The sequence below is a fragment of the Nostoc sp. EspVER01 genome, from assembly GCF_034530635.1.
GTDB lineage: Bacteria > Cyanobacteriota > Cyanobacteriia > Cyanobacteriales > Nostocaceae > Nostoc.
Genome location: NZ_JAVRCS010000014.1, coordinates 129,043 through 152,699 on the forward strand (window position 1 = coordinate 129,043; position 23,657 = coordinate 152,699).

The 23,657-nt window shown below is 41.3% G+C and carries 24 protein-coding genes; 6 read left to right on the forward strand and 18 right to left on the reverse strand.

Annotation, left to right across the window (positions count from 1 at the left end):
- Positions 1-77: 77 nt before the first annotated feature.
- The 7 genes from RMX69_RS14755 to RMX69_RS14785 all read right to left on the reverse strand — a co-directional run bounded on the left by RMX69_RS14755 (position 78) and on the right by RMX69_RS14785 (position 8,283).
- A complete protein-coding gene (locus RMX69_RS14755) occupies positions 78-1,028 on the reverse strand; it encodes a UDP-glucuronic acid decarboxylase family protein (protein WP_322637891.1) in 951 nt (316 codons plus the stop codon).
- A 513-nt stretch (positions 1,029-1,541) separates the two neighbouring features.
- Positions 1,542-3,680, reverse strand: a complete 2,139-nt coding sequence (locus RMX69_RS14760; RefSeq protein ID WP_322637892.1) for a cation:proton antiporter — start codon at positions 3,678-3,680, stop codon at positions 1,542-1,544.
- Between the two features lie 148 nt (positions 3,681-3,828).
- Positions 3,829-4,485 (reverse strand): HAS-barrel domain-containing protein, encoded by a 657-nt coding sequence (locus tag RMX69_RS14765; protein WP_322637893.1) that lies wholly within the window; start codon positions 4,483-4,485, stop codon positions 3,829-3,831.
- Between the two features lie 120 nt (positions 4,486-4,605).
- Positions 4,606-4,803, reverse strand: coding sequence for an NAD(P)H dehydrogenase subunit NdhS (locus RMX69_RS14770; protein ID WP_094351697.1), 198 nt, complete (start codon positions 4,801-4,803; stop codon positions 4,606-4,608).
- A 160-nt stretch (positions 4,804-4,963) separates the two neighbouring features.
- Positions 4,964-6,277: a rod shape-determining protein RodA gene (rodA, locus tag RMX69_RS14775; RefSeq protein ID WP_322637894.1), complete on the reverse strand. Its 1,314-nt coding sequence runs from the start codon at positions 6,275-6,277 to the stop codon at positions 4,964-4,966.
- Positions 6,278-6,437: 160 nt separating this feature from the next.
- Positions 6,438-7,508, reverse strand: coding sequence for an Mrp/NBP35 family ATP-binding protein (locus RMX69_RS14780; protein ID WP_322637895.1), 1,071 nt, complete (start codon positions 7,506-7,508; stop codon positions 6,438-6,440).
- A gap of 250 nt (positions 7,509-7,758) precedes the next feature.
- Complete coding sequence (locus RMX69_RS14785) at positions 7,759-8,283, reverse strand: SRPBCC family protein (RefSeq protein ID WP_289798951.1); 525 nt, start codon at positions 8,281-8,283, stop codon at positions 7,759-7,761.
- Positions 8,284-8,882: 599 nt separating this feature from the next.
- Here RMX69_RS14785 and hemF point away from each other — a divergent pair.
- Both hemF and RMX69_RS14795 read left to right on the forward strand, forming a co-directional pair.
- The gene (gene hemF, locus RMX69_RS14790) at positions 8,883-9,923 is read left to right on the forward strand and encodes an oxygen-dependent coproporphyrinogen oxidase (protein ID WP_322637896.1); all 1,041 of its coding nucleotides are present in this window, start codon (positions 8,883-8,885) and stop codon (positions 9,921-9,923) included.
- Between the two features lie 252 nt (positions 9,924-10,175).
- Positions 10,176-10,544 (forward strand): STAS domain-containing protein, encoded by a 369-nt coding sequence (locus tag RMX69_RS14795; protein WP_094351701.1) that lies wholly within the window; start codon positions 10,176-10,178, stop codon positions 10,542-10,544.
- An 85-nt stretch (positions 10,545-10,629) separates the two neighbouring features.
- Here the strand turns inward: RMX69_RS14795 and RMX69_RS14800 are convergent, their stop codons facing one another.
- Positions 10,630-11,226, reverse strand: a complete 597-nt coding sequence (locus RMX69_RS14800) for a chromophore lyase CpcT/CpeT (RefSeq protein WP_289798953.1) — start codon at positions 11,224-11,226, stop codon at positions 10,630-10,632.
- Between the two features lie 209 nt (positions 11,227-11,435).
- On the opposite strand from RMX69_RS14800, the gene psb29 reads away from it, so the two are divergent.
- Complete coding sequence (gene psb29 / locus RMX69_RS14805) at positions 11,436-12,143, forward strand: photosystem II biogenesis protein Psp29 (RefSeq protein ID WP_322637897.1); 708 nt, start codon at positions 11,436-11,438, stop codon at positions 12,141-12,143.
- A gap of 75 nt (positions 12,144-12,218) precedes the next feature.
- Here psb29 and RMX69_RS14810 read toward each other — a convergent pair whose 3' ends face one another.
- The 3 genes from RMX69_RS14810 to RMX69_RS14820 all read right to left on the reverse strand — a co-directional run bounded on the left by RMX69_RS14810 (position 12,219) and on the right by RMX69_RS14820 (position 14,434).
- Entirely contained in the window at positions 12,219-12,581 is a 363-nt protein-coding gene (locus tag RMX69_RS14810) for a phage holin family protein (RefSeq protein WP_289798955.1), read from the reverse strand.
- Positions 12,582-12,970: 389 nt separating this feature from the next.
- A complete protein-coding gene (locus RMX69_RS14815; RefSeq protein ID WP_289798956.1) occupies positions 12,971-13,663 on the reverse strand; it encodes an ExbD/TolR family protein in 693 nt (230 codons plus the stop codon).
- Between the two features lie 42 nt (positions 13,664-13,705).
- Positions 13,706-14,434, reverse strand: a complete 729-nt coding sequence (locus tag RMX69_RS14820) for a MotA/TolQ/ExbB proton channel family protein (RefSeq protein WP_322637898.1) — start codon at positions 14,432-14,434, stop codon at positions 13,706-13,708.
- 399 nt (positions 14,435-14,833) lie between these two features.
- Here RMX69_RS14820 and trmB point away from each other — a divergent pair, with 399 nt between their 5' ends.
- The 3 genes from trmB (at position 14,834) to RMX69_RS14835 (ending at position 17,078) form a co-directional block, all read left to right on the forward strand.
- Positions 14,834-15,487, forward strand: coding sequence for a tRNA (guanosine(46)-N7)-methyltransferase TrmB (gene trmB, locus RMX69_RS14825; protein ID WP_289798958.1), 654 nt, complete (start codon positions 14,834-14,836; stop codon positions 15,485-15,487).
- Between the two features lie 761 nt (positions 15,488-16,248).
- Positions 16,249-16,479, forward strand: coding sequence for a hypothetical protein (locus RMX69_RS14830; RefSeq protein ID WP_289798959.1), 231 nt, complete (start codon positions 16,249-16,251; stop codon positions 16,477-16,479).
- Between the two features lie 161 nt (positions 16,480-16,640).
- Entirely contained in the window at positions 16,641-17,078 is a 438-nt protein-coding gene (locus RMX69_RS14835) for a nitrogen fixation protein (RefSeq protein ID WP_289798960.1), read from the forward strand.
- A gap of 199 nt (positions 17,079-17,277) precedes the next feature.
- On the opposite strand, the gene RMX69_RS14840 is transcribed toward RMX69_RS14835, so the two are convergent.
- From RMX69_RS14840 to RMX69_RS14870, 7 genes are all read right to left on the reverse strand, one after another.
- Positions 17,278-18,048 (reverse strand): peptidylprolyl isomerase, encoded by a 771-nt coding sequence (locus RMX69_RS14840; protein ID WP_289798961.1) that lies wholly within the window; start codon positions 18,046-18,048, stop codon positions 17,278-17,280.
- Between the two features lie 30 nt (positions 18,049-18,078).
- Positions 18,079-19,119 (reverse strand): aldo/keto reductase, encoded by a 1,041-nt coding sequence (locus RMX69_RS14845; RefSeq protein ID WP_322637899.1) that lies wholly within the window; start codon positions 19,117-19,119, stop codon positions 18,079-18,081.
- A complete protein-coding gene (locus tag RMX69_RS14850) occupies positions 19,116-20,216 on the reverse strand; it encodes a T3SS effector HopA1 family protein (protein ID WP_322637900.1) in 1,101 nt (366 codons plus the stop codon). The genes RMX69_RS14845 and RMX69_RS14850 overlap by 4 nt, the downstream gene beginning before the upstream one ends.
- 599 nt (positions 20,217-20,815) lie before the next feature.
- Complete coding sequence (locus tag RMX69_RS14855) at positions 20,816-21,979, reverse strand: phosphotransferase (RefSeq protein ID WP_322637901.1); 1,164 nt, start codon at positions 21,977-21,979, stop codon at positions 20,816-20,818.
- Between the two features lie 626 nt (positions 21,980-22,605).
- Positions 22,606-22,845, reverse strand: coding sequence for a hypothetical protein (locus RMX69_RS14860; RefSeq protein WP_289798965.1), 240 nt, complete (start codon positions 22,843-22,845; stop codon positions 22,606-22,608).
- 147 nt (positions 22,846-22,992) lie between these two features.
- A complete protein-coding gene (locus tag RMX69_RS14865) occupies positions 22,993-23,220 on the reverse strand; it encodes a hypothetical protein (RefSeq protein ID WP_289798966.1) in 228 nt (75 codons plus the stop codon).
- Between the two features lie 119 nt (positions 23,221-23,339).
- Positions 23,340-23,567: a hypothetical protein gene (locus RMX69_RS14870; RefSeq protein ID WP_289798967.1), complete on the reverse strand. Its 228-nt coding sequence runs from the start codon at positions 23,565-23,567 to the stop codon at positions 23,340-23,342.
- Between the last annotated feature and the right edge of the window lie 90 nt (positions 23,568-23,657).

Below are 23,657 nucleotides of genomic sequence, written 5' to 3' on the forward strand. Positions count from 1 at the left end.
GAAAACTCAGCAACTAAATATACTAGCTACCGATGGGATTAGCCTGCATAAAAATTCAGAGTGACGCTAGACGCCACTCAGGTGGTTGAATTATTGACATCGCTTTGAATGCGATCGCGAAAATCTTCTATTGTTAGTTTTAAACCCTCTTCCAGAGGAATAGTAGGTTCCCAATTTAACCAAGTTTTTGCCTTTGTGATATCAGGCTGGCGACGTCGGGGATCGTCCGAAGGTAGTGCCTCGAATTTAATCTGCGCGTCTGGATTGATCATATTTTGCACTGTTTGTGCCAATTGTAAAATCGTGTATTCACCAGGATTACCCAGGTTCATTGGGCCAATGTAGTCGCTATTCATTAGGCGGATGAATCCTTCTACTAAATCGGAAACGTAGCAGAAACTACGAGTTTGCGAACCATCACCGTATACGGTTAAAGGATTACCCTGCAAGGCTTGAACTATAAAGTTGCTCACTACCCGACCATCATTTTCTAACATTCTCGGCCCGTAGGTGTTGAATATTCGCACAACTCGAATATCAACTTTATTTTGCCTGTAGTAATCAAATGCTAGAGTCTCAGCAATTCTTTTACCTTCGTCATAGCATGAACGTATTCCAATGGGATTGACGCTACCTCTATACTCTTCAGTTTGAGGATGAACTTCTGGATCTCCGTATACTTCACTAGTGGAAGCTAGGAAAAACCGTGCTTTCACACGTTTAGCTAGCCCCAACATATTCAGTGTTCCCATCACGTTAGTTTTAACAGTTTTAACTGGGTTGTACTGGTAATGTACTGGTGAAGCAGGACAAGCTAAATGATAAATTTGATCCACTTCTAACCGAATTGGTTCGGTAATATCGTGACGGATCAATTCAAAGTACGGATGGCCTAACCATTTCAAAATGTTGCGTTTATGACCAGTGTAAAAATTATCCAAGCATATTATTTCATGCCCAGCAGCCATTAGTCGGTCGATGAGATGGGAACCAATAAACCCAGCACCGCCCGTCACCAAAATTCTCATAGTTTCCCAGTTACTTACAAATATTTTCAGTAGCTATTGCACTTACTTTTAGATTACCCACCTTGGGTACAAAAATACAAAACAAAAAAAAGAACAAGGCTCAATCAAAAATTGTTGTTGAACTTACTTATTTTTTCACGGTTGTAGTTTTGTTATATTTTTACCTGTTTTCTTAAGAATTTAATTAGCAAAATAACAAAAATTGTTTAAAAATTGTTTGTTGTTCAGCCTATCTTTATCAAATCTTCAAAAATATAAAGTATTTTTACGGCTATTGAGTTTTTAATTGGATACAAAAAATTAGTCGAGATCGGGTTGACACTCGCGCTACAAATATATGCAAATAATACAGATGTAAATCCCTACAGCCGATTCATTGATTGCCAATATTTTTGGAAATTTGATGCCTCCGGCGGTCACTGAGCTTGTCGTTCGCGCAGCGTCTCGTAAGAGAAGTGCGGACTACGCTAACGCAGCCCAAGTCCACTTACTTGAACTGTATTCCGCCTTACATCATACAGCAGATGTAATGCTGCTAACCGTAGTAGACAGAATTAAATTTGTGCTTTGAGTGCGTTGCGGTTCTCCAAGCATGATAATTGAGCAGGTGAGTTGTCTGGCTAGCTGGGTTGTGACATCGCTAATCGCTAACCCTCCGGGACTGGTACGATTACGTATAAAAGGTAAAATTACTAAATCATATAATCTTGCTGCCTGCAAAATTGCTTGGGCAACATTTTCGTGAGCAATAATTTGAATTTCTGGGGCATTGGCCAAAGCCAATTTAGATACCAATAGTGAGAGATGCGATCGCCTCCAAGCAATTTTACTAGAACTAGTGCGGCGATCGCACACATTCAGCACAGTAATGTGGCTCTGATTTGCCTCTGCTAGCATCTGGGCAAATTGTACAGGTTGTAATGTCGGTGCTGTTAAGTTTTCTATTGGTACTAAGATCCGCTGAATTTTTTTCGGTGATTCTACTAGACGTGTCACGGCTACTGGACAATGAGATGCCCAAAGTACACCATCAATCACATTCCCAAATAAACGCGCTCGTAACCCAGTCCGTTTACCCCAACCCATCACAATTAAATTAGCCTTTTGTTCGCGAGCCGCTCTGCTAATTCCTTCAGCAAAAGCATCATCGATTCGCAGCATTGGTTCTGCGGCTACGCCCAAGGCTCGACTTTGTGTCGTGGCTTTATTCAACAACCACTCACTCCGTTGTAGAGACGCTTCTAACTGGGGCGCATCCATGTGAGCAGCTGCTGCTGCGATCGCCAGGGGTATAATTTTGCCATGAGACTGACGTGCTAATAACGCTGCCATTTCAATCAAATACTGCTGTGTCTGAGGATTATATATAGGTACGACTATAGTAAAAGCACTGTCTGTTTCTGATGTGTTTTCCTCAGCTAGGGGTGGTGCTGGATCTTCATCTGGTGGGGAATTCAAACCAACAGCTATTCGACTGGTGATCAACGGCCCCAAGGTTGATGTGACAAGCATTAAGACAATCACACTGTGTAATACTTCCAGTGGCAGCAACCCAGCCTGATATCCCACTAACGTTGCTGCTAACGTTGTACCAACCTGGGGAAGTGACAGCGACCACATCGTTAGCATTTCTTGCCACTTATAGCGGTAAACCAGTTTTGTCAACAAAGCGGCGATCAATTTACTGATAATCAAACCAACTACGATTAACAGCGTTAGCTTGAGCGTGTTCAGATTGTTCGCAAAAGCGGGTAGATCGATCAGTAAGCCAAGATCAACAAAGAAAATGGGAATGAACAGCACACTGCCAATAAATACCACCTTTTCTTTGACTGGGCCTTCACCCACCGCTTCATTCACCGCCAAACCCGCTAAAAAAGCACCAACAATTTTTTCTACCCCAATCAATTGAGCGCCCACAGCTGCCAGAAATACAGAAATCAACACAAACAAAAACTTGTTTCCTTCATCGTCTCCAGACCGTTTGAAAAATTCTTTGCCTGCCCAATCAAAGCCTGTCACAACGGCCACAGAGTAAATAATTAACCAACCAGACAAAGTGAGTAGTTTCGCAAAGCTGAATGCACCAGTATGAGAGACCGCTACACAAATGGCTAATATTAGTACTGCACCAATGTTTGTAAAAATCGTAGCTCCAATGGTGACAGTAACAGCTTCGTTGTTTATCACTCCCAAACGGCTGATTATGGGGTATGCCAAAAGGGTATAGGAAGCGAATAAAGAGCCAATTAAGATTGAAGTATTCCAGCCATAGCCTAAAATCAGCCCTACTAAGGTTCCCATGAGTAGGGGTACACAGAAAGTAAAGCTAGCAAACCCAAAGGCACGACTTTTTTTCCGGCGAAACTGTTCTAAATCAATTTCTAGCCCAGCGACAAACAGCAAATAAATTAACCCAATGTCTGATAGTAGGTTAATCATCGGTGAGTCAGACTGAAAAAGATTCCAACCGGAGGGTCCAAGTACCAGTCCTGAGAAAACCAAACCCACTAATCCTGGTAATCTTAGCCGCTCAAACATGATGGGTATAACTAAGATGACCACCAGCAAAATAGCAAAGGGAACAATTGGTTCTTTGCCAAGAACTTGGGAAGTTGGTTCCAGAACAAGAACTTGTGATATTAGTTCCATATATAGGAATTGAAGGGGCTATGGTAAAACAGCGATTACCTTGGCGGCGATCGCCCGATCAATATGAATAAATAGAGAAGCCACCTGACGAAAAATCAAAAATCTTCTTAATTTACACTAACTAAGCGATTATTTAAGAATTAACTACCTACGGGTGGATTTGACTCAAAATGAACCGTAAGCGATCATAGTCATCTTTCAGTAGCACACTTAAGCTACGTCCAGCTTTAATTAGCCATTGTCGGTCAGCTTTGCGTAACTGGTATACATCTCGAATGGCAGCTGCGGCTAAAGACTCGATTGGCGCACCATTTATACACAGCAGTGTCCGTAAAAAATCTAGTTCTTCAGTAAATTTAATGATAGCTTCTGGTTCACATCGATAAACAGCTTGATGAATTTGCGGGGGACGGGGTGGAAGATACTGATATACTCTTTGGTTATAACTTTGATTTTGCGAAGATAGTTCAAATCCCACGATCGCAGCCCGGAATTCTGTATGGAGCATGGCAAATATTTGAGGTTGTTCCTCCCGTAAGTCTTGCAAGGATAACCCTAATGCTCTCGCCCGGTGTACGGAATCTATGGGCATAGTTGTGGCATAATAAACTACAGCATAAATTTGATTGCCAGATTCTTCATCTACAGAACAGACCCAACTACCAAAAGGTGGCATGGAGGGAAAGCTTAAATCTTCTGGCTCTAAACACTGAGCTAAAAATTCGGTACTAGTAGTTTCAATCACCTCCGCAATGTGGTTCGGATGGCGATCGCCAGTGGCAAACTGTGGTAGGGGGAGGCGCATGAGAGTGCTGTTAGCGATAGCGGGGCGTTGAGCCAGTGCTGAGTTAAGAGTTAAGAGTTAGGAGTTAGGAGTTGAGGAATAATAACTCCTAACTCCTAACTTCTCACTCCTAACTAAGTCTTATTTGGCTTTTTTACGTCCGGCGGTGGTTTCTACGAGTTCCAATTCGCTCAGGCGGAAGGTAACTAATTTATCCCAGTTACCACCTTCAAATAATACGGCTACTTTGCCGTCACTCACCCGTTGGACGAGTCCTTCGTAGCGATAATAGGTATCTGCGGGATTCTTGACGCGAACAGTTGCTCCAGGCAGAATCATTTTTTTAGCCTCGCTTGTTTCCTTTTAATAGCTTAATACTTGTTAATAGTCATTTGTCATTAGTCATTGGTCATTAGCAAAGGACATAGACGCGCCAGCGGCTACTCTACGAGAACGCCAAAGGCGAACCCACAGGGTAGGACTAATGACTAATGACGAATCAATAATACTTCTGTCTTTGGCGAAAATTTGCTACCGATTCTACTATTCCCAAGGAAATGAAGTTAGTCAGCATCGCAGAACGCCCATAACTCATCCAAGGTAGGGGAATTCCTGCCACAGGTGCTAAACCAACAGTCATACCAATGTTGACAATCAGCTGAAACACAATCATGGACAAAACGCCAATAGCCAACAAGGAACCAAAGTTATCTTTGGCGGTTTGGGCAACATGCAGTAGACGGAAGCAAATTAAGCAGAAGACAAACAGCACTACTAAACAACCGACAAAACCAAATTCTTCGCCCACTGCGGAGAAAATAAAGTCTGTATGCTGTTCTGGTACAAAATTCAGTTGTGTCATGGGCCCCTTGAACAGACCCCATCCCCAGATTTCACCAGCACCAATAGCAATGCGAGATTGGATTAAGTGATATCCAGCACCGAGTGGATCGTGATCGGGATTCATGAATACAGTTAGTCGGTCTTTTTGATACTCTTTCAAAATATGCTTCCAGGCGAAGACTCCTAATTCACCACCCAGGATATTGAGAGTCCATGCACCGATAGCACCTAAACCAAATCGACGCCAGGGAAGAGTTTGCCAGCCCACAATAGCCATCGCAACTGACCAAACTATCCCTAATGGGCCAAAAGATAGTTCTTTAAATAAAACTATTGGTGCTGATAAAGGCCAAGAGATACTAAACAAAATGGCGGCAACCACCGGAGAAATCATCAGAATTAACCAGCCTGGGTTAGCATTTGCCCAGTAAAGCATTCCTAAGACGATCGCACAAAAAACCATTGATGTTGCTAAATCTGGCTGTAAAAATATTAATCCCCAAGGTACAGCGGTGATTGCCAGAACACGGAAAACACCTTCGAGAGTAGAAGCAGTGCGCCTGTGTAGCAAAGCAGCTAAGGTGATGATCATGCCGACTTTGGCAAATTCTGAGGGTTGGACATTGAAACCAGCAATAGGAATCCACCGCTGTGCCCCTTTGGCGCTACTACCAGCAATCATCACTATGATTAAGCTGAAGTTCGTTATTGCATAAGTTACCCAGTGCCACTGCATCAAAAGTTCGTAACGGATGCGAGATAAAAACAGGGCTATAAGCACGCCGATACCCGCTACCATCCAGTGCCACCACCAGTCAGTTACTGGCTGCTTCAGTTCCGTACTGAGAATCATCAGGCCGCCAAATATACTGACAGCAATCGGCAAACAAAAAAGTAGCCAATCTACATGCTGCCAGGGCTTAACCCAAGACTTCCAGCGAATTTTGGGGAGCGATCGTTTTAACAACATTGTGCCAGTTTAGACTTTAGCTTTAATTGTTGGGGATTGGAGTTTGAGAATTAGTCAATAATCAATATTTATTCTTCCCCAACTTCTCTAATCCCTAACACCCAATTTCTAGTATTCCCAAGCCATAGCCCAGGAAGTAGATAGAAATTAAAATTTATAATTATGTCAGGGCAGCAACTGATACTTTACCAGCAATGGTAAGAGCGATCGCTGTTAATGCTTTTGCTGAAGCTGAATCTGGGTCGCCAACAACTATTGGTACACCGCTATCACCACCAACTCGCGTGGAAATTTCTAGCGGTACGCACCCCAACAGTGGCACTCCCAATTCCGCAGCTGTTTTGGAGCCACCACCGGAACCAAAGATATCATATTGCTTATCTGGTTGATCGGGGGGGATAAAATAGCTCATATTTTCCACGATCCCCAATACCGGAACATTCATCTGCTGGAACATCCGCAATCCCTTGCGAGAATCTAACAGAGCTACGTTTTGCGGTGTGGTGACAATTACTGCCCCTGCCATTGGTACTGCTTGGGTTAAAGTTAACTGAGCATCTCCGGTTCCTGGTGGCATATCTACAATCAGATAATCCAGTTCTCCCCATTGCACTTGATAGAGAAACTGGCGAATTACACCATTGAGCATAGGCCCCCGCCAAATTACTGGTTGATCTCGGTCAATCAAAAAGCCCATCGAAACTAATTTGACGCCGTGATTAAAAGCAGGTTCCAGGATCTCACCGGTTTCAGTAGAACGCACAACAATTTGGGCATCAGCCAGACCCAGCATGGTGGGGTCATTGGGGCCGTAAATATCAGCATCTAGCAAACCGACTTTCGCCCCAGTTTGAGCTAGAGCCACTGCGACATTCACCGCCACCGTACTTTTACCAACGCCACCTTTACCGCTGGAAACAGCAATAATATTTTTCACTCCAGAAATACCAGTGCGATCAGGTAAACTTTTTTGTTGTGGTGTTTCTGCCGTCACTTCTATACTGACATCTGTCACGCCTGGGAGTTTTTTGACAGCTTTCTGACAGTCTTCGACAATAAATTCACGTAAAGGACAGGCAGGGGTGGTTAACACTAAAGTGAAACTAACCTTACCACCATCAATTTTTACGTTGCGAATCATATTCAGTTCTACCAGACTTTTGCGGAGTTCTGGGTCTTCCACTGGTCGCAAAACTTCTAAAACAGAGCGGGAATCGAGGACATCGTACATAAAAATTCAAAATTCAAAAAGAATAAATACACTTGGGGGGAATATCTTAGCTATTAACTGGATGCCTTCTTAAGTAAGGTCAGCTAAGTTTTATCACTGTTACTGCCGTGACAAAACTTAGCAAATAGCATTATTACCTAATAGAATCTTAACTTTCTTTGGTCATGGGCATTTAAAAGAGACAGAAGGGCACGCTGCCACTCTTGCTGAGGGGAAACCTCTTCTCCCCTGCTCCCCTGCTCCCCAGTACCTAAAAATCAAAACAACTGTCATTAAGAGATTTTTTATTACCAGATACCGCTGGTAATGCCGTCTTTTCTACGGCCTCGACTAAAGAGCGTGCAACGCGGTCTGCATAAGGACGGGATAAAGACCAAACTAGGGGCGATAACCAACCCCGTAGAGTTACAGAATAAGACAAACAAGTACCACAAACCGTTGACTCTACTTGGTAAGTTACCCGTTCCTCTATTCCAGGAATCGCCATCACTCGGATACTCAACATCTCTCTGGGATTGACGCGTTCCACAAAAATTCTGATGGGTATCGGCGAAAAGCGTGTTACAGCTTGAAAAATTAATCCTGGTTTGGGTACTAATCCGTGAGGAACATTAGTACTCTTAAGTTGTGGATGCCAGGAAACATCTGTTAAGTCAACCACTTTTTGCCACAGTTCATCTACAGAAGCAGAACTAATCTCTCGATATGTCCACACCAGAGAAGCGCAAAACCGACGACGTTTGCGGTGGATGAATTTGGATAACCAACCTTGCATTTTCCTAATCCTCCTCCCTAGATACTTTCTGGTAACTCTGGTATGGTGTGCAATTACGTTCAACTGCTAAATTAACGTGAGTTCGATGAACCTCTCCCTCCCAGCCTCTCTTTCCGTTTCGGAAAGGGAGGAGCAAGAAAAATTCCGTTTTTTGCTCTCCTCTCCGCGTCGGAGAGGGGCTGGAGGAGAGGTCAAATAAGACTTGTCGAGATCACATTAAATTAAAACTTTCTCAAAAATGCCCTAAACATAGCAAGCCTCGATTCAATACAGACCCAAACAGCCGACATCAGCAATATGGCAAAAAAGTTTTGAGTAGACCAGTCAAATCCTTGATAATTCAAGCTTAAGACTAAAATTTAGTCTTTATACCAGAATATTCCAATTAAGAATTTCAAAAAAAATTAATTCAATATACAAGCCTATACGCATTTGAGGGAAAATAACTCTAGTGATGCCCATCAATCGAATAAATGCTTAACCCAGGAAGAAAAAGCGGGTTGGGCAAATAGAGCTAGATTGTTGGCGCTTGTTTCCCCCAAATTTTAAAATGAAAAATTTGTGGCTTTCTGGAAATTGTAATTTAGGTTCGGGAATCTATGTTGACCAACTCGCAAACACCAACTGTAGAAGCAGAATCATCAAAGTCTTTGCCAGCACCTGATGCCCAGACTAGGGTCAGTCAGTTTATGAAACAACTGCAAGACGAAATTACCGAATCATTGGCAAAACTAGATGGTGTGGCTAAATTTAATGAAGATAGTTGGGAACGCCCAGAAGGAGGGGGAGGGCGATCGCGCGTGCTGCGAGATGGTGCAATATTTGAACAAGCAGGTGTAAACTTTTCTGAAGTTCAGGGTTCCCATTTGCCACCCTCAATTTTAACCCAACGCCCTGAAGCCGCGGGGCATGGCTTTTATGCCACAGGCACTTCAATGGTATTACATCCTCGTAATCCTTATGTGCCCACAGTTCATCTCAATTATCGCTACTTTGAAGCGGGGCCAGTGTGGTGGTTTGGTGGTGGTTTAGACTTGACACCTTATTACCCCTTTGCTGAAGATGCGGCACATTTACACAAAACGTTAAAACAGGCTTGCGACCAACACCACCCAGAGTATTACCCAGTGTTTAAGAAGTGGTGTGATGAATATTTCTACCTCAAGCATCGTGATGAGACACGGGGTGTCGGTGGTCTATTTTTTGATTACCAAGATGGCCAGGGTGCTTTATACCGCGGGCCAAATCCCAATGGAGAAGCGGCTATTTATAGCAACCAGGTGGGAACACCAGCAACCCGCAATTGGGAAGATTTGTTTGCTTTTGTGCAAGACTGTGGTAAAGCATTTTTACCAGCCTACGTACCAATTGTAGAACGGCGCAATGGGATAGAGTATAGCGATCGCCAACGCAATTTTCAACTCTACCGCCGGGGACGTTATGTAGAATTTAACTTGGTTTATGACCGAGGCACTATTTTTGGTCTGCAAACCAATGGACGCACCGAATCAATTCTCATGTCCCTACCTCCTTTAGTGCGCTGGGAATACGGCTATCAACCGGAACCCAATTCCCCTGAAGCCGAGTTGTATGAAACTTTCCTCAAACCTCAAGATTGGATTAACTGGACACCTAAATAGTGCTGAGTGCTGAGTTAAGAGTTAGGAGTGAGGAGTTATGATAATTTATCCTCATCTCCCCCAACTCCTTCATCTCACTCATCTCCCTCATCTTTCCCACTCCCCACTATTTTGGTGAGTTATAACTACTAAAGTTAAGCACTTACCTGAAAAAGGTGACAAATTTAGCTATAGCTTGTTAATCTCAAGTGACAGCATTAGAAAATTCTGTCACTAGTTAATCTTAAAAGGAATGCCACGGGGAGGGCTTTAGTGATTCATATAGACCAAAAAACTTATACAACCCAAGACGGAAACACCGTTATCGTCTTGACACCATCAGGCCGTCTGGATATCACCACGGCTTGGCAATTTCGCCTGAAGTTACAAGAGTGTATTTCCAAACTCAGTCGCCATGTAGTTGTAAATCTGGCTCAGGTAAATTTTATTGATAGTTCTGGTCTTACATCTTTGGTAGCTGGAATGCGTGATGCTGATAAAGTCAAGGGCAGTTTCCGCATCTGTAATGTACACCCAGAAGCCAAACTCGTGTTTGAAGTGACGATGATGGATACTGTTTTTGAAATCTTTGAAACAGAAGAGGAAGCTTTAGAAGGTGTACCTCGTAGCATTGCCAGCTAAAAAAGAGTTAGAAGTTAAGAGTGAGGAGTGAGGAGTTGATTCAAAATTCATAACTCATAACTCATAACTCATAACTTTATGTTATTCAATACTGATTCCGCTTGGTGTAGCGATAAGGCCCCATAATAGCTCCCCAGGTTGCTTTTCCAGTTGCGGGATCAATTCCTTTGTCGTAGCTGTGAAATTCTGTCGCTGTAGCTGCAAAACCTAAAGAAACATGGATACTATTGCCAAGATAAGTAAAGCTACAATGACTCTCTGGTAGTGGGGTAGCGGTAAAATTATAGCGATCGCCAGCTAGTTTCTCCTGAGTAACTGTTAGGATACAACCTGGTAGTAAATCTAATTGTTCGGATGTCAGTGTGTTTAGTAGAGCAGGATTATCACCTGCGCCTTTTAATGCACCTGGATCTTGAGGCATATAATATTGAACTTCCACCGTTGCGTCAGAGTCGCTGCTTTGACGCAACCGGATAATTCGCTGGCGATAAGGTTGATCTAAGGTAATAACGTTAGCCTGTTCGGCAAATAAGGTGATACTATCTTCTGCGAACAGATTAACTGGTCTTTGCCACAGGCACAGGTGGACATACCAAACTGGTTCTGCTATGGCTTGTTCCCGATTATCAAATTTACCAGCTAAGTACTCACCTAAAGCAATTAACTTTGGCGATAAGTTCATAAATACAAAAAATAAATCATTAAGGATAATAATTTTTGGCTAGTTTTTTAAGAGAAAAGGTCTGATCTCCTGTAGCTATCAGTTTATAAAATACTTCTAATATGTATATATTGTAAATGAAACCATCACCCGCAAAAAGCTCAACTTGGCAAAGTAGCCTTTAAGCGAGAAAATAAAGATACGTCGCCCTTAACATTTCTTTTTTCTTTGTGAATAACGTCCGTACAGTCTCTGATACAAAGCGAACTTTCTACAATCTTCACACCCGTCCGATCAACACTATTTATCGTCGGGTAGTAGAAGAATTGATGGTGGAAATGCATCTGCTGTCAGTAAATATCGATTTTAGCTACAATCCAATTTATGCCTTGGGTGTCGTCACTACTTTTGATCGCTTCATGGAAGGCTATCAACCAGAACGGGATCAAGAATCAATTTTTAACGCCTTATGTCAGGCTATAGAAAAAGATCCGCAACAATATCGACAGGATGCCCAGAGATTGCAAACTGTAGCTAAAGGTTTGCCAGTCAAAGATTTAATTGGGTGGCTGGACCAAACTACTTACTTAGATAGAGATGCTGACTTGCAAGCAACCCTACAAGCAATCGCCAATAATCCTAACTTTAAATACAACCGTTTGTTCGCAATTGGTGTATTTTCGTTATTAGAACAGTCAGATCCCGAATTAGTCAAAGATGAAAAGCAACTCACTGAGGCGCTAAAAGCGATCGCTGCTGGCTTGCATCTTTCTGATGACAAACTCAACAAGGATTTGGAGTTATACCGTTCTAACCTAGATAAAATGGCGCAAGCGCTAGTAGTGATGGCAGATATACTCTCAGCCGATCGCAAAAAACGCGAGCAACGTAAACAACAATCAACTACCCCACTTGCTCCCCCAAGTTCCAACGAATAGTTAGAATTTGGCAGTGATGAGTTAGGAGTTATGAGTGAGGAATTGTTAATAACTCCTAACTCCTAACTCTTAGCTTTAGACGCCCAATATTTTGTAGATTAAGCTGTTAATTATAGTCAGCGTAAATGCCCCAATAACAGCACTCCAAATTCCGTAGCGCAAGCGAAAGCCCTCTACTAACCAAGCAGCAATACTAAAACAAACCACGGCAATCATAAATGTGAAAATGCCGGATAATAAGTCCAAAGTGAGTAGGTTTGGTACTGCAAAAATGAGGCTTAAAATCGGTCTGACTATTGCCGTCACGATACCAAGCACTGCGGCAGAAAGAAACGCTTTACCAGGAGTATCAATTTCAACTCCCAAAGGCAACTTACTAATTATCAACAAGCTGATAGCGGTTACGACCCAAACAATTAAAAGCGTCACGATATTCATGCCACAACCCCTGATACTAATTAGTAATTCGTAATTCGTAATTCGTAACTAGGACACACTGAAAGACGCTTGATACAAGTGCTTTTCAATCTGTTAACCTATTTGGACATCCTTCCCCAATTTGGTATGAAATGTGGATGGTAATTGGTGATAAATTGCTCAGTCTATAGGTGAAAAAATATTTAAAGCTCAACCAATTATTTGTAAATTAGCAGCTTTTTTTTATCTAGCCAAGATTTATTCTAGATATCTTTAGGTTTGGGAAAAAGCTTGCAGGGGAAGTGGGGAGTGGTGGATGAGGAAACAGGGGAGCAGAGGAGCAGGGGAGGCAGGGGAGGCAAAGGGAGAATAACTATTAATTATTGCCCTATGCCCTATGCCCCTCTATCTCATCTTTTAAGAGGAGGTTGAGTTTGTTTGGGTGCTACAGGCGCTTGAGGCGCTGTTGAGTTAGGAACTACAGGAGAAATACCAGGATTGATAGGACTGATGCCTTGCCCAGTTGGAGGCTGAGTGATGCTAGGAAAGGGTACAGAATTAGGTGCTAAGGGGAATTTTGGGGTAATATTCCCTTCGGGATTGATGCCTGGAAGTGGCGCAGCACCAGGATTGATTGGAAAAGAGGGGACAGCAGGCTCGTTAGGCGAGTTTATGGATGGTTGAGATGGGCCAGGAATAATTCCCAAAGAAACGCGATCGCCCCCTACTTGTCGTAGCAAATCCAATGTCTCAATCACATCATTGTAAGTTGCGGTGCGCGAAGCATTCAGCACGACAACGGCATTAGGGTTTGCTTGCAGATACTGTTTTAAACTCTGTCTCAAATCTTCCTGTTTTACAGGCTGTTTTTCTATGTAAGTATTACCCACAGCATCGATGGTAACAATCACACTTCCACTCTGTGATGTTATTCCAGAGACTGTACTGGGGCTGGCTTTAGGCAAATCAACATTTATTGCCTGTTGCCGTGTAAATTGTAAAGCCGCTAATAAAAAAAATGTCAGGATACAAAAAACGACATCAATTAAAGGGATGATTTGAATTTGGACTTCTTCAATTGGAGTATGTAGATTAACTTTCATGTCTCACTCTCAAGCCTGGTTCAGGGGTTGAATTATTGACTCTTAATTAGGTGTATTTGGGGGTTCAGGAGGTTCAGGCAACCTAGTTTTTACTGGCTTGCGGGGTGGAGTGAAATTTTCTGGCACAATTGCTGATGTCCTATTGCTAAAGTCAGGAGGAGACTGGCGATAGAGCAATTCCATTTCATTCCCTGCTTTCCGAAAAACTTTGACTTGGTTGACTACAAAACTTTGAAATAGGCGGTAAAATACCAAACTAATAATGGCGACTATTAGCCCACTTGCCGTACTAATTAAGGATTCACCAATACCAGTAGTCACCCCAGCAGTAGATTCAGTTCCCAAATCGCCAATCCGAATTGAACGCAGAGAGTGGATTAAACCCAAAACTGTTCCCAACAATCCTAGTAACGGCGCTAGAGCAATCACGGCTTCTAAAAGTTTTTCGCCCCGCCGCATCCCGGCTAATTCGTCTTCTGCCGTAGCCTCCAGTGCTAGTCGAAAGGTTTCCGCATCACTTTTCGCAAAACGTAGAGGGGCGTAGAGAAAGCGCCCAACAGGTTGATGGTTTGCTTGTCTTGCAATGTCCGCAGCTACTTCCCAATTATCCTGGGCAGCATCCAGGATGCGATCGACTATTTGCTTTTCCTGAGTCAAAATTCGCAACCAGAACCATATACGCTCGAAAATGACACTCAACGCCAGAATCGAGAGAATTAGCAAAGGCCACATTGCTGGCCCACCCTTATAAAACAAATCTAAAATATCCACTGTTTAAGTTTCCTCCCTCCACGATTAGAGCAAATGTGTTAAAGCATTTTAATTCTAGAGATTAATGCAAAATGAGGGACTTCCAAAATATAAATTTCTCGAAAACCTAAAAAAACAGTGCAAAAATGACGTATTTGAATGATACTGTTGTACAAACTTGCTGCTAGGTAGGCAATTGAATGATAGACCGATAATTTTTGGCATACTTTTGCTAGACTTCCTTGTAATACCAATTTGAAAAAACAATGCGATACATAGATAAGACCCTACTCCAACCCTCTCCAAGGCTTCGGGGAGGGTGCGTGTCAGTGAGGGTGGGTGTTTGGTCGCAAACATTTTTTGAATTGATATAACCTGAAATTTCACCACAGGATATTTTCACGTTAAGGAGAACAAATTTTGGCAGCAGTCCGAGTCCGCCAGCATGTTAATCCACTTGGTAAAAAGTATCAAACACCAGCAAGTCCCCAAGACTTGGAAAAAATTTATGCAAAGCCAAATCAACCACTACATTTAGATATTGGCTGCGCGAAGGGCCTGTTTTTGTTGAATATGGCCAAGATAGAACCCAACTGGAATTTTCTCGGCTTGGAAATTCGGGAACCGCTGGTGGTGGAGGCGAATAAGTTACGTTCTGAATTAGGTTTAACCAACCTGCACTATTTATTTTGCAATGTGAATAACTCACTGCACTCACTTTTATCTTCCCTGCCTCCAGGAAGTTTACAACGCGTTACTATTCAATTTCCCGATCCTTGGTTTAAAACCCGCCACGCTAAACGTCGTGTAGTGCAACCAGAACTAGTGGCAGACTTAGCTAAGTATCTTGCGGTTGGGGGGTTGGTATTTTTGCAATCAGATATGGAATTTGTAGCTGTAGAAATGCGCGATCGCTTTGCCGCTCATCCAGCTTACCAGAAAGTTGGTACAGGAGAATGGTTCGCTGAAAATCCACTCCCAGTCCCCACAGAACGGGAAGTAGGCACGCAAAAAAAGGGTGAGCCTGTTTATCGAGCTTTGTTTGTCAAGCAAGAAGTTGCGAATGAGGAGTAGTGATAGCCTTAGAGCGATAGTCTAGCGCCATGGCCAATATGGCTTGTTATCTTGAGATTTTAGAGTTTCTATCTTTTTTTAAGTTTATATAGAGTCAACTTAAACATTAGATATTTTCTGTCAGTTGGCAATATTTTCGGGACATAAATGTTTTAGTTAATGGTTGAAATTGCCTGAAATATGATATGAAAGTTTAATTGGTATGTAAGAGTTTACAGCTTGAGGAACTTATATGTCCCCCTACATAAAATAAGAATAACTCAAAATTTATCGTTTTTTAGGGACATAAAAGTTTTATTTCTGTCTTATTCAAGTTCTAAAAAATAGAGTAATTAGCTTTATTTGTTTTTAACATAAAGGTATATTATAGCGTTTCCTAATCACATGAGGTACATCTTAGCCCCCTCCTCGCTTGCCTATCCATTACCCGGATCTTTCTTAACATTTGTGAGAGTATTGACTCAGGCTTTTATAACCCTTATTGGTTCGTTGTTTATTCTCAATAAAAACGCAGTTTTAGCGACAATATTAAAAGCGAATTTGTCAAGTATGCCTAACTCTTCAGTGTCTAAGACGGCTATAGAGCATAGGTTTCAAGATTGTAAAGAAAGATGTGACTAATGGATAGCTCGCTTGCGGGGAGGGGTTGAGGGTGGGGTTCTTGTACCTCACTCAACCGAGAATCGCTATAGGCAATTACACTAATAAATATAATAATTGCCTAAAAATAATCACTAGTCAAAAATTAGAGGAAAATCAAGATGAAAGCGAAAGAAAGAAAGTATAACAGTCAAATTGAGATTAGCGATTTGATTGATGATGCTGTGAAAAATGCTGTGACACGTCGGAACGAAGTTTTGAATTCAGAAGAAGCTTTTTTATCTATGTCTGACGAAGAAGCAAAAAACGTTGCAGGTGGAGTATTAGCACCTTTTATTCTTACTACTATAGGAATCATAGCACCCAATCCAACTGATACCAATTCTGTATGAAGATGCGCCAAACTATATGAGGAACGAACCGCATTCGCGCAGCATCTCGTTAGAGAAGGGCGCAAAGGACACAAAGAAGAAAGAAAATTTGGCGCAGCCTCACAAAGAAATGGTATGAGACGTTGTATTCATAAATATTATCTCCACTGGAGGCTCAATTGATGGAAGACATTGTTGTGGATAAAACTACACTCTGTCCCAGTGCTAGGCCCGAATCTTGGGATAGTGTTGTCTTTGGCGTAGTCGTTGGGACAGTAACAGAACCCCGTGTAGCTTATCTCAAAAAGCCCCAACCTATCACAGATGAACTAATAGCAAAAGCTAGTCCAATTACACCTGCGGAAATTTTTCGAATGGCAGCACCTTGCGCTACTAAAGGTTGTCAGCATTTTGATGGACAAGATTGCCGTCTAGCGATGCGAATTGTAGAAAAGTTACCTGTAGTAGCAGAAGAACTATCCCCCTGTTCCATACGCCGAAATTGTCGGTGGTGGCAACAAGAAGGTAGAGCCGCTTGTATGCGTTGTCCGCAAGTTATTACAGATAACTACAATGCATCTGAGTTAGCAGTTAAGGTAGCGGCACCAATATCTGATTAGAACAAATCAAAGTTCAATATTTTTCAAAAAACTTATTGATTAATGAGGAGAATTTTCATATTAGATAAACACAAAAGCTAAATGTTTAAAGAGCTTTGATTATAAACTCAAAAAATACTAAATAGTTATCCAAAACCCATGTAGAGACATAGCAGTGCTACGTCTCTACATTCATTTTCATTCCTATGTTTATGTAATCCTAATCGTGGGTATTTTTCAAATTTTGCAACCACGCTTGAAACAACGAGTCCATAATTTGTTCTCTCACTGCTTGATTCAATTCTATCGGGAACCACTTTTCCACTCTCATAACGTGATACCCCACTTTTGTTTGCACAGGGCCAATAATTTCACCTTCCTTAGCTTCAGTAAGAGGTTTGGCAATTTCCGGTACCAGTTCTACTAAATAGCGAACTCCTACAAAACCGCCATTTTCTTGTGACTGCTGACCCTTAGAATGTTCCAAAGCCAAAGCACAGAAAGAAGCTTGTCCTTCGCGTAGAATTTGCACGATTTTCCAAGCAGTTGCCAGATCAGTAACCAGAATTTGCGATAGCGCTACCCGTCTGTAGTTGTCGCGGTTGGAAACATAAGCGCCATCGACTGTTGCACCGAACAGATGTTCTTTAAGCTTCTTCTCCAACAGTACTACTTTAATTCCTTGCGACCACTCATCTACACTAATGCGCTGCTCCTCCAGCCATGCACTAGTTTCTGCATTTCCCCATAACTTGCGTTCCAAGCGAAAAGCATCGCCAGCGGCTTGCCATTCATCATCAGATATTTCAATTCCTAACTGGTTGCAGTTAGCTAAAACTAATGCCTCACGTTCAGCAGCGATCGCAATTTCTGCAAACCTAGCAGAATGACGCAGATATGTCAAAATTTCTGCATCGGTTGCTGGATGAGATTGCACGGGTTCGTTGGTTAAAACCTTGGGCGGTAAAGTTTGTTCTAATTGTTCGGTCATGGCTTAATGATATCTAAGTAATAGTGTTTTCTATCTGCCAACAAGCAAACGTTCTGTAGGGATTTCGTGAGGTTTGATGTGGTTGCGATGTAAGTCGCCGTAAAGGTTGAGGTAGTCGATTTCTTCAGGGGTAAGTTTGCCCTTTTGCACACCCTGAATTGCTGCATCTACATGTTCACGAGTTTGCCAACCTGCTAACGCAACATCTACAGAGTTTTGACTTAAAGAATAGCGATATAAATCTGGGACTGAAGGTTGCCAGCATCCAGTTGGTAAACCAGCCGGGGGTTCCCAGAGCGCACCCATCATACCTGCGGACTTAAAGGTGACAATCCCTGGTCTATAGGGATCGTTGGCATCCAAATGGGGGAACACCTTTTTTTGGGCTGTACGATGTGCCACATTGTGCCTCACCATCGCAACATCCAAAAAAGGGCTATTTAGCCACTGTTTTGCTAAATCGTGGTCGTGAAAAGAAGCACCAATATAGCGCACCACACCCATTTCTTTCATCTTTTCGGAAATACCAAATACTCTTTCTATTTGGCGCTGAGTTACTGACCCCGGGCCACGGATATCGTCAGAGGCCCTGATACACTTCTCAAAAGCAGGATGATTATGCTCATCAATCCAGCCCCAGAAAAACACATCAATGTAGTCAATACCTAAGTCGATAAATTGATCGAATAAATAGGTGAATGCTGTATCTGGGGTTCTAATCATGTAACTGACAGTTGCCAGAACTACCTTCTCACGCATTGAGGAACCGCGTCCGCATAATTGGCGGAGCGCAGGACGCATCGAACTATAAAGATATTGATGTAAATCGCTGGAGTAGAAAAAGTAGTTGATGCCTTGGTCGAAGGCGTAAAGGGTATCCTCACTGGAGATGTGGCCTCCACCTCCTAGTCCTAAACAACTAACAGTTAAGTCAGTCCGCCCAAGTTTGCGGTAGAAAGGTAGATCTGATTGAGCAAATCTACTATTAGCAATGGCAAGTTCCTCAGCAGATGTTAACTGTGGCTGAACATTAGGAGTCTGAATATCAGGAGCAAGATGAGTAATTTTCATGACTTTAAAGCTGGGTAAATATCATCAGACTTGGCATTGAGGTAAGGACGTTGCAGATCAATTTCCAGTGCGGAGAATTGTGCCAAAATCGATGTCATCCGACCTTCTGGCGAATTATCCTCTTGCTCCCAAGCTTCTATCAAACCATTGGTTATAATTTGACAGCGATTCATCCCAAAGCTTTCTTTTTCGCCAAATTTCTGATCTGGTTCTTCAGCGATCGCTAACCCTGGTGCGATAAGTTTAGTAAATAAAGGCACTTCTGGCAGAAAATGGGATTGATGTTCTGCATAAACCTTTTCTAGTACTGGGTGGACAACTTCATAGTTGTTTTTGTCAAAGTAAAGTACCGCTGAGTCATGACGCCCATAATCTGAAGGATTATATAACGCTTTAAAGTTGAAAGGCAGAGCGATGGCATTAAGTTGAGTAGTCAAGCTTTCCATGACTGCAACTGCACCATCAGTAGTTAAGTTGAAATAGACTCTTACTATATTTTCACCACTGTAAGAGCCTGCATTACTAACCGCCATGTAAAAACCGTTTTGCACCAAATTCTTGGGTAGTTTGATCGCAACTGGATTTCCTACAGTCACAGCTTCGTCTTGCGGTTGTAAATGTTTACTGCGTTCAATGTGCAGAGTCAAACCACCCTTGTGTACTGCTAAAGCGCCATCTGATTCTTCTTTCACCACCAGCCAATCGGGACTAAAGTAGCCTTCACCCTTGTTGCTTTCATGGAGGCGATTGTAAAATACCACATCTACGCCGAGAAAGGTGTTATTTTCTAAATTTTGGTTGACTGCTAAATTTGTTTCCTCCCCATCAACTGCTAAAGCACGTTTGAGAGAACCGTTGTAATAAATACCGTAGAGAAAATTAGATAGTTGAGCGTTTAAATATTTATCTTGTACATCTGAAGGCAATTGCTGAAATCGTGGAAGTGTCTCAGCTGTAACTTCAACGGGTTTGTAGTCGGGATGGCGAATACAAAATTTCGATTCTATGTGAATTTTATTAACTATATCTTGCAATGAATGCTGCAATGATTCTGGAATAGCTGCTAATTGTATTGGCAACGGATCTAGTAGTTGCATAGGTGCTTGCCTTTAACTAAAGGGAGATGGGAAGAAAAATGCCATTTTGTGACATACTCCGACACTGACAACAAGCTGTACAGTTTAGGCTTCTCAACTAATCCAGAAGACAGCTTCTCCTACGAAGACGCTAGCTATGTGAACGGAGGCGTTGAGCTTTGTTTAAAGTCCACGAAATGACCTACCGCAGACTATGAATTTCTTACCTTATACCATACAAGTTTTACTGCCCTAGATGAGATGCTGGCTTATTTGCGCTACCTCTCAAACCAATTGGTAACTTGTATTAATCAAAATGTGCTGACTTAACTTCTATGCTCTGTAACGGAGTCTCTTGCCAGTAGTCATTATATAGCTGGACAGAGGCTTATCAGACACTAGTGTGGATGAAGCAAACCACAAGTATTTTACCAGAAAAAACACATAAATTGGCGATTATTCACCGACTCCATCACTCATTTGATAGGGTAGCGGTAGCGAGTCCGCAAGCGTCTTGAAATCAAATATTGCTCAAGGGTGGGACTGCGACGTTCTATCTACGAGACGCTGCACCAATCGCCCTCTTTTCAAGATGAGTAAAAGGCTTGTTTTGCTTGAAGTTAAACGGTAGATAAGCTTGTGGATGTAAGTTCTGATGCTTGCATTCCAAAAACTGTAGAAATCGATGCTTCTGGACGGCACAATAAAGACTTAGCCACTTGCAGCATACAGATACCCGTATTACCAAAAGATTTTTGGTATTGCAGGGTTGATTGAATAGCGATAATCAAATTCCAACCAGCAAACTGTACAACTCGCTGTAAAAAGTCAGGACAATGCTCTAAGATTTCTGGAAAGTGATTTAAATATGCGATCGCTAAAGCAGCAATAGAAGGTTGTATAGCCTCCAAGGGAGTTGTCGCCATCCGCAAGGATTCATCGATACTCATATTTTTGCTGGTAATCATACTATTCAACCAGATATTTAGATAGCTACCGATGAGCGTACCTAAATCAAAAGCTGGATCTCCCCAACTGCACCTCTCCCAATCAATCAATCGTATCGTACTGTTGCCAAAACCTTGCTCCCAATCATTAGCTAAAAGGATATTATTTAATTTCAGATCATTGTGTGTTAGACAACTAGATTTTAAAGAATTTCCCAATTCAGCTATGGCTTGGCCTAAACTGTCATATCGTTGATACAAGGAAAAAAATTTCAGACCATCAGCAGGAACAGAACCAAAAATTTCTGGGCCAATCCGTCCCAGTTTTTTAACTAAATGAGGAAGGTTTTGAGAGGATTGATTACCCTGTTCTTGAGTGAAAAAAGCTTTATAATCTGTATGGTTGAAAGTTAAACTATGAATGCTGGCTAAAATTGTGCCTATAGCAGAGGCTATTTCTGTGGGAAAAACATTTTCCTTGCTATAGAAAGCCATCACGTCACGATAGTTATCCAAGTAATTAAAAATGATAATGGAATCATCTGGATTAAAATGCACTCCCTCTGATATCCAGCCGCGCATTTGGCTTAACTCTGGAAATTTCTGGAAAAATTCTTGAATTTGCCATTCCCGAAAGAATTCACCAGATGTTTTCCCTTCTTGGTTAAGAGGTTCTTGTTTTATTAGAAGTTTACTTTGGTTTGTAAGAGTCAGTAATAAGTTAAAGTTTTTGGCGTATTTCGGTTCAATTTGGCTATATTCTTGGTCTTCTGGAGTACAAAGACCTAGCTTAATTAAATAATCAAAAATGTTTTGAGAACTCAAAGATAAAGTCATATTTCAACAATTAACATTTGATTATGTTATTTTATACCAACAAGACTACCAGGATCTCTACCTAATAATTTTATCGTTGATTATGGAGATGTATTGATGTTATTGCATGTATAAGCATTAAAGCCTTGCCCATTAATACTTGTTGCGTTTTGTTAAGTAGGGATTGCTAATTTGCTAAAAAGCTCGTTAATAAAAGCTATAAGCAATAATTCTATATCTATTAATTCTCCTTTTACAAGTTTAGCTCATCTTCTGTTAACTCATTAAAAAACGTTTCAGAATTGAAATAGAAAGATAGCCAAAAGTTAGACAGATTTTTAATCTTGATAGTGTTAATTTATTGCTCCTAACTTAAATACGCTTTATATATTATATAATAATTACTTTTTAAAATAAATGATCTAAAATTTATTAAATTTCAAATAATTACTTATACATTAATTTTACATTTAATTACATAAATGAAATGAGTTTTTTAGCGTTGACTTACTTAACTAGATGTATTGGTTAAGATAAGTAGCTTTTTTTAAAGCATTTATGCTCCATACAATTGATATGATATACGAAGCATTAAAACATTTATAAAAAGCCACTTTTTTAGCTTAAAGATGTATTTTAGCTAATCATCAACCGACTGCTGAATTTGCATTACCTATTGAATTTGCATTGATAGTGTTTGCAATAGCACTAAAGGCTGTATTTATATTAATATTAACAGAACCTACGTTGACAACCAGTCCTCCGCGTTTTCTACCTCCTGTGAGAGACTGTATCTCATCATTGGTCATATCATTGAGAAAACTTTCTGAATCTTGGAATAAATCGGAACCAAGGGGATATAGTTCTGAAATTTTGATATTGGGCATTTACTTTTCTCCTTGTGATATTGAGTCAATTACAATGCAGGGTAAACACATCTAAATTCAGTCTACAAGGATTAAACTTAGTTTTGTTTAATCCTTGATTTGATTATGATCTAGTACTCAGATTAAGTAACAACAGCTGAATTGAAGTTACTGTCCAACAACTGTGTTAACGTTACCTACGGTATTAGCATTGAAAGTATTGCCAATCACACTTCTAACAATTACACTGTTGTTGATTAGAGATACGGTTATTGCTGCTGTTGCACCTCCTGTGATCCCCATTTCTTGAGCGCCGAGTTCCTGAAGAAAGCTTTCAGAATCTTGGAACAATTCAGAACCAGCAGGACGTAATTCAGAAATTTTAATGGAAGCCATGATGTTTCTCCTTCAAAAAATTAAGTTGAGCTAATTTTGTTAGAAGATTAAACTTGGTTTTGTTTAACCCTTGATTTGATTATGAGCTAGTAGCCAGATTAAGTAACAACAACTTGAAGTTACTGTCCAATAACTGTGTTGACGTTACCGAATGTATTAGCATTGGCAGTATTGCCAACCACACTTCTAACAATTACACTGTTGTTGATTAGAGTTAGAGTTATTGCTGCTGTTGCACCTCCTGTGATTCCCATTTCTTGAGCGCCGAGTTCCTGAAGAAAGCTTTCAGAATCTTGGAACAATTCAGAACCAGCAGGACGTAATTCAGAAATTTTAATGGAAGCCATGATGTTTCTCCTTCAAAAAATTAAGTTGAGCTAATTTTGTTAGAAGATTAAACTTGGTTTTGTTTAACCCTTGATTTGATTATGAGCTAG

Bases quoted from the DNA above. Each gene is read 5' to 3' on its own strand.
- RMX69_RS14755 (WP_322637891.1), bottom strand. From the start codon at position 1,028: ATGAGAATTTTGGTGACGGGCGGTGCTGGGTTTATTGGTTCCCATCTC.
- RMX69_RS14760 (WP_322637892.1), bottom strand. From the start codon at position 3,680: ATGGAACTAATATCACAAGTTCTTGTTCTGGAACCAACTTCCCAAGTT.
- RMX69_RS14765 (WP_322637893.1), bottom strand. From the start codon at position 4,485: ATGCGCCTCCCCCTACCACAGTTTGCCACTGGCGATCGCCATCCGAAC.
- RMX69_RS14770 (WP_094351697.1), bottom strand. From the start codon at position 4,803: ATGATTCTGCCTGGAGCAACTGTTCGCGTCAAGAATCCCGCAGATACC.
- rodA (WP_322637894.1), bottom strand. From the start codon at position 6,277: ATGTTGTTAAAACGATCGCTCCCCAAAATTCGCTGGAAGTCTTGGGTT.
- RMX69_RS14780 (WP_322637895.1), bottom strand. From the start codon at position 7,508: ATGTACGATGTCCTCGATTCCCGCTCTGTTTTAGAAGTTTTGCGACCA.
- RMX69_RS14785 (WP_289798951.1), bottom strand. From the start codon at position 8,283: ATGCAAGGTTGGTTATCCAAATTCATCCACCGCAAACGTCGTCGGTTT.
- hemF (WP_322637896.1), top strand. From the start codon at position 8,883: ATGTTGACCAACTCGCAAACACCAACTGTAGAAGCAGAATCATCAAAG.
- RMX69_RS14800 (WP_289798953.1), bottom strand. From the start codon at position 11,226: ATGAACTTATCGCCAAAGTTAATTGCTTTAGGTGAGTACTTAGCTGGT.
- RMX69_RS14810 (WP_289798955.1), bottom strand. From the start codon at position 12,581: ATGAATATCGTGACGCTTTTAATTGTTTGGGTCGTAACCGCTATCAGC.
- RMX69_RS14815 (WP_289798956.1), bottom strand. From the start codon at position 13,663: ATGAAAGTTAATCTACATACTCCAATTGAAGAAGTCCAAATTCAAATC.
- RMX69_RS14830 (WP_289798959.1), top strand. From the start codon at position 16,249: ATGAAAGCGAAAGAAAGAAAGTATAACAGTCAAATTGAGATTAGCGAT.
- RMX69_RS14835 (WP_289798960.1), top strand. From the start codon at position 16,641: ATGGAAGACATTGTTGTGGATAAAACTACACTCTGTCCCAGTGCTAGG.
- RMX69_RS14840 (WP_289798961.1), bottom strand. From the start codon at position 18,048: ATGACCGAACAATTAGAACAAACTTTACCGCCCAAGGTTTTAACCAAC.
- RMX69_RS14845 (WP_322637899.1), bottom strand. From the start codon at position 19,119: ATGAAAATTACTCATCTTGCTCCTGATATTCAGACTCCTAATGTTCAG.
- RMX69_RS14850 (WP_322637900.1), bottom strand. From the start codon at position 20,216: ATGCAACTACTAGATCCGTTGCCAATACAATTAGCAGCTATTCCAGAA.
- RMX69_RS14855 (WP_322637901.1), bottom strand. From the start codon at position 21,979: ATGACTTTATCTTTGAGTTCTCAAAACATTTTTGATTATTTAATTAAG.
- RMX69_RS14860 (WP_289798965.1), bottom strand. From the start codon at position 22,845: ATGCCCAATATCAAAATTTCAGAACTATATCCCCTTGGTTCCGATTTA.
- RMX69_RS14865 (WP_289798966.1), bottom strand. From the start codon at position 23,220: ATGGCTTCCATTAAAATTTCTGAATTACGTCCTGCTGGTTCTGAATTG.
- RMX69_RS14870 (WP_289798967.1), bottom strand. From the start codon at position 23,567: ATGGCTTCCATTAAAATTTCTGAATTACGTCCTGCTGGTTCTGAATTG.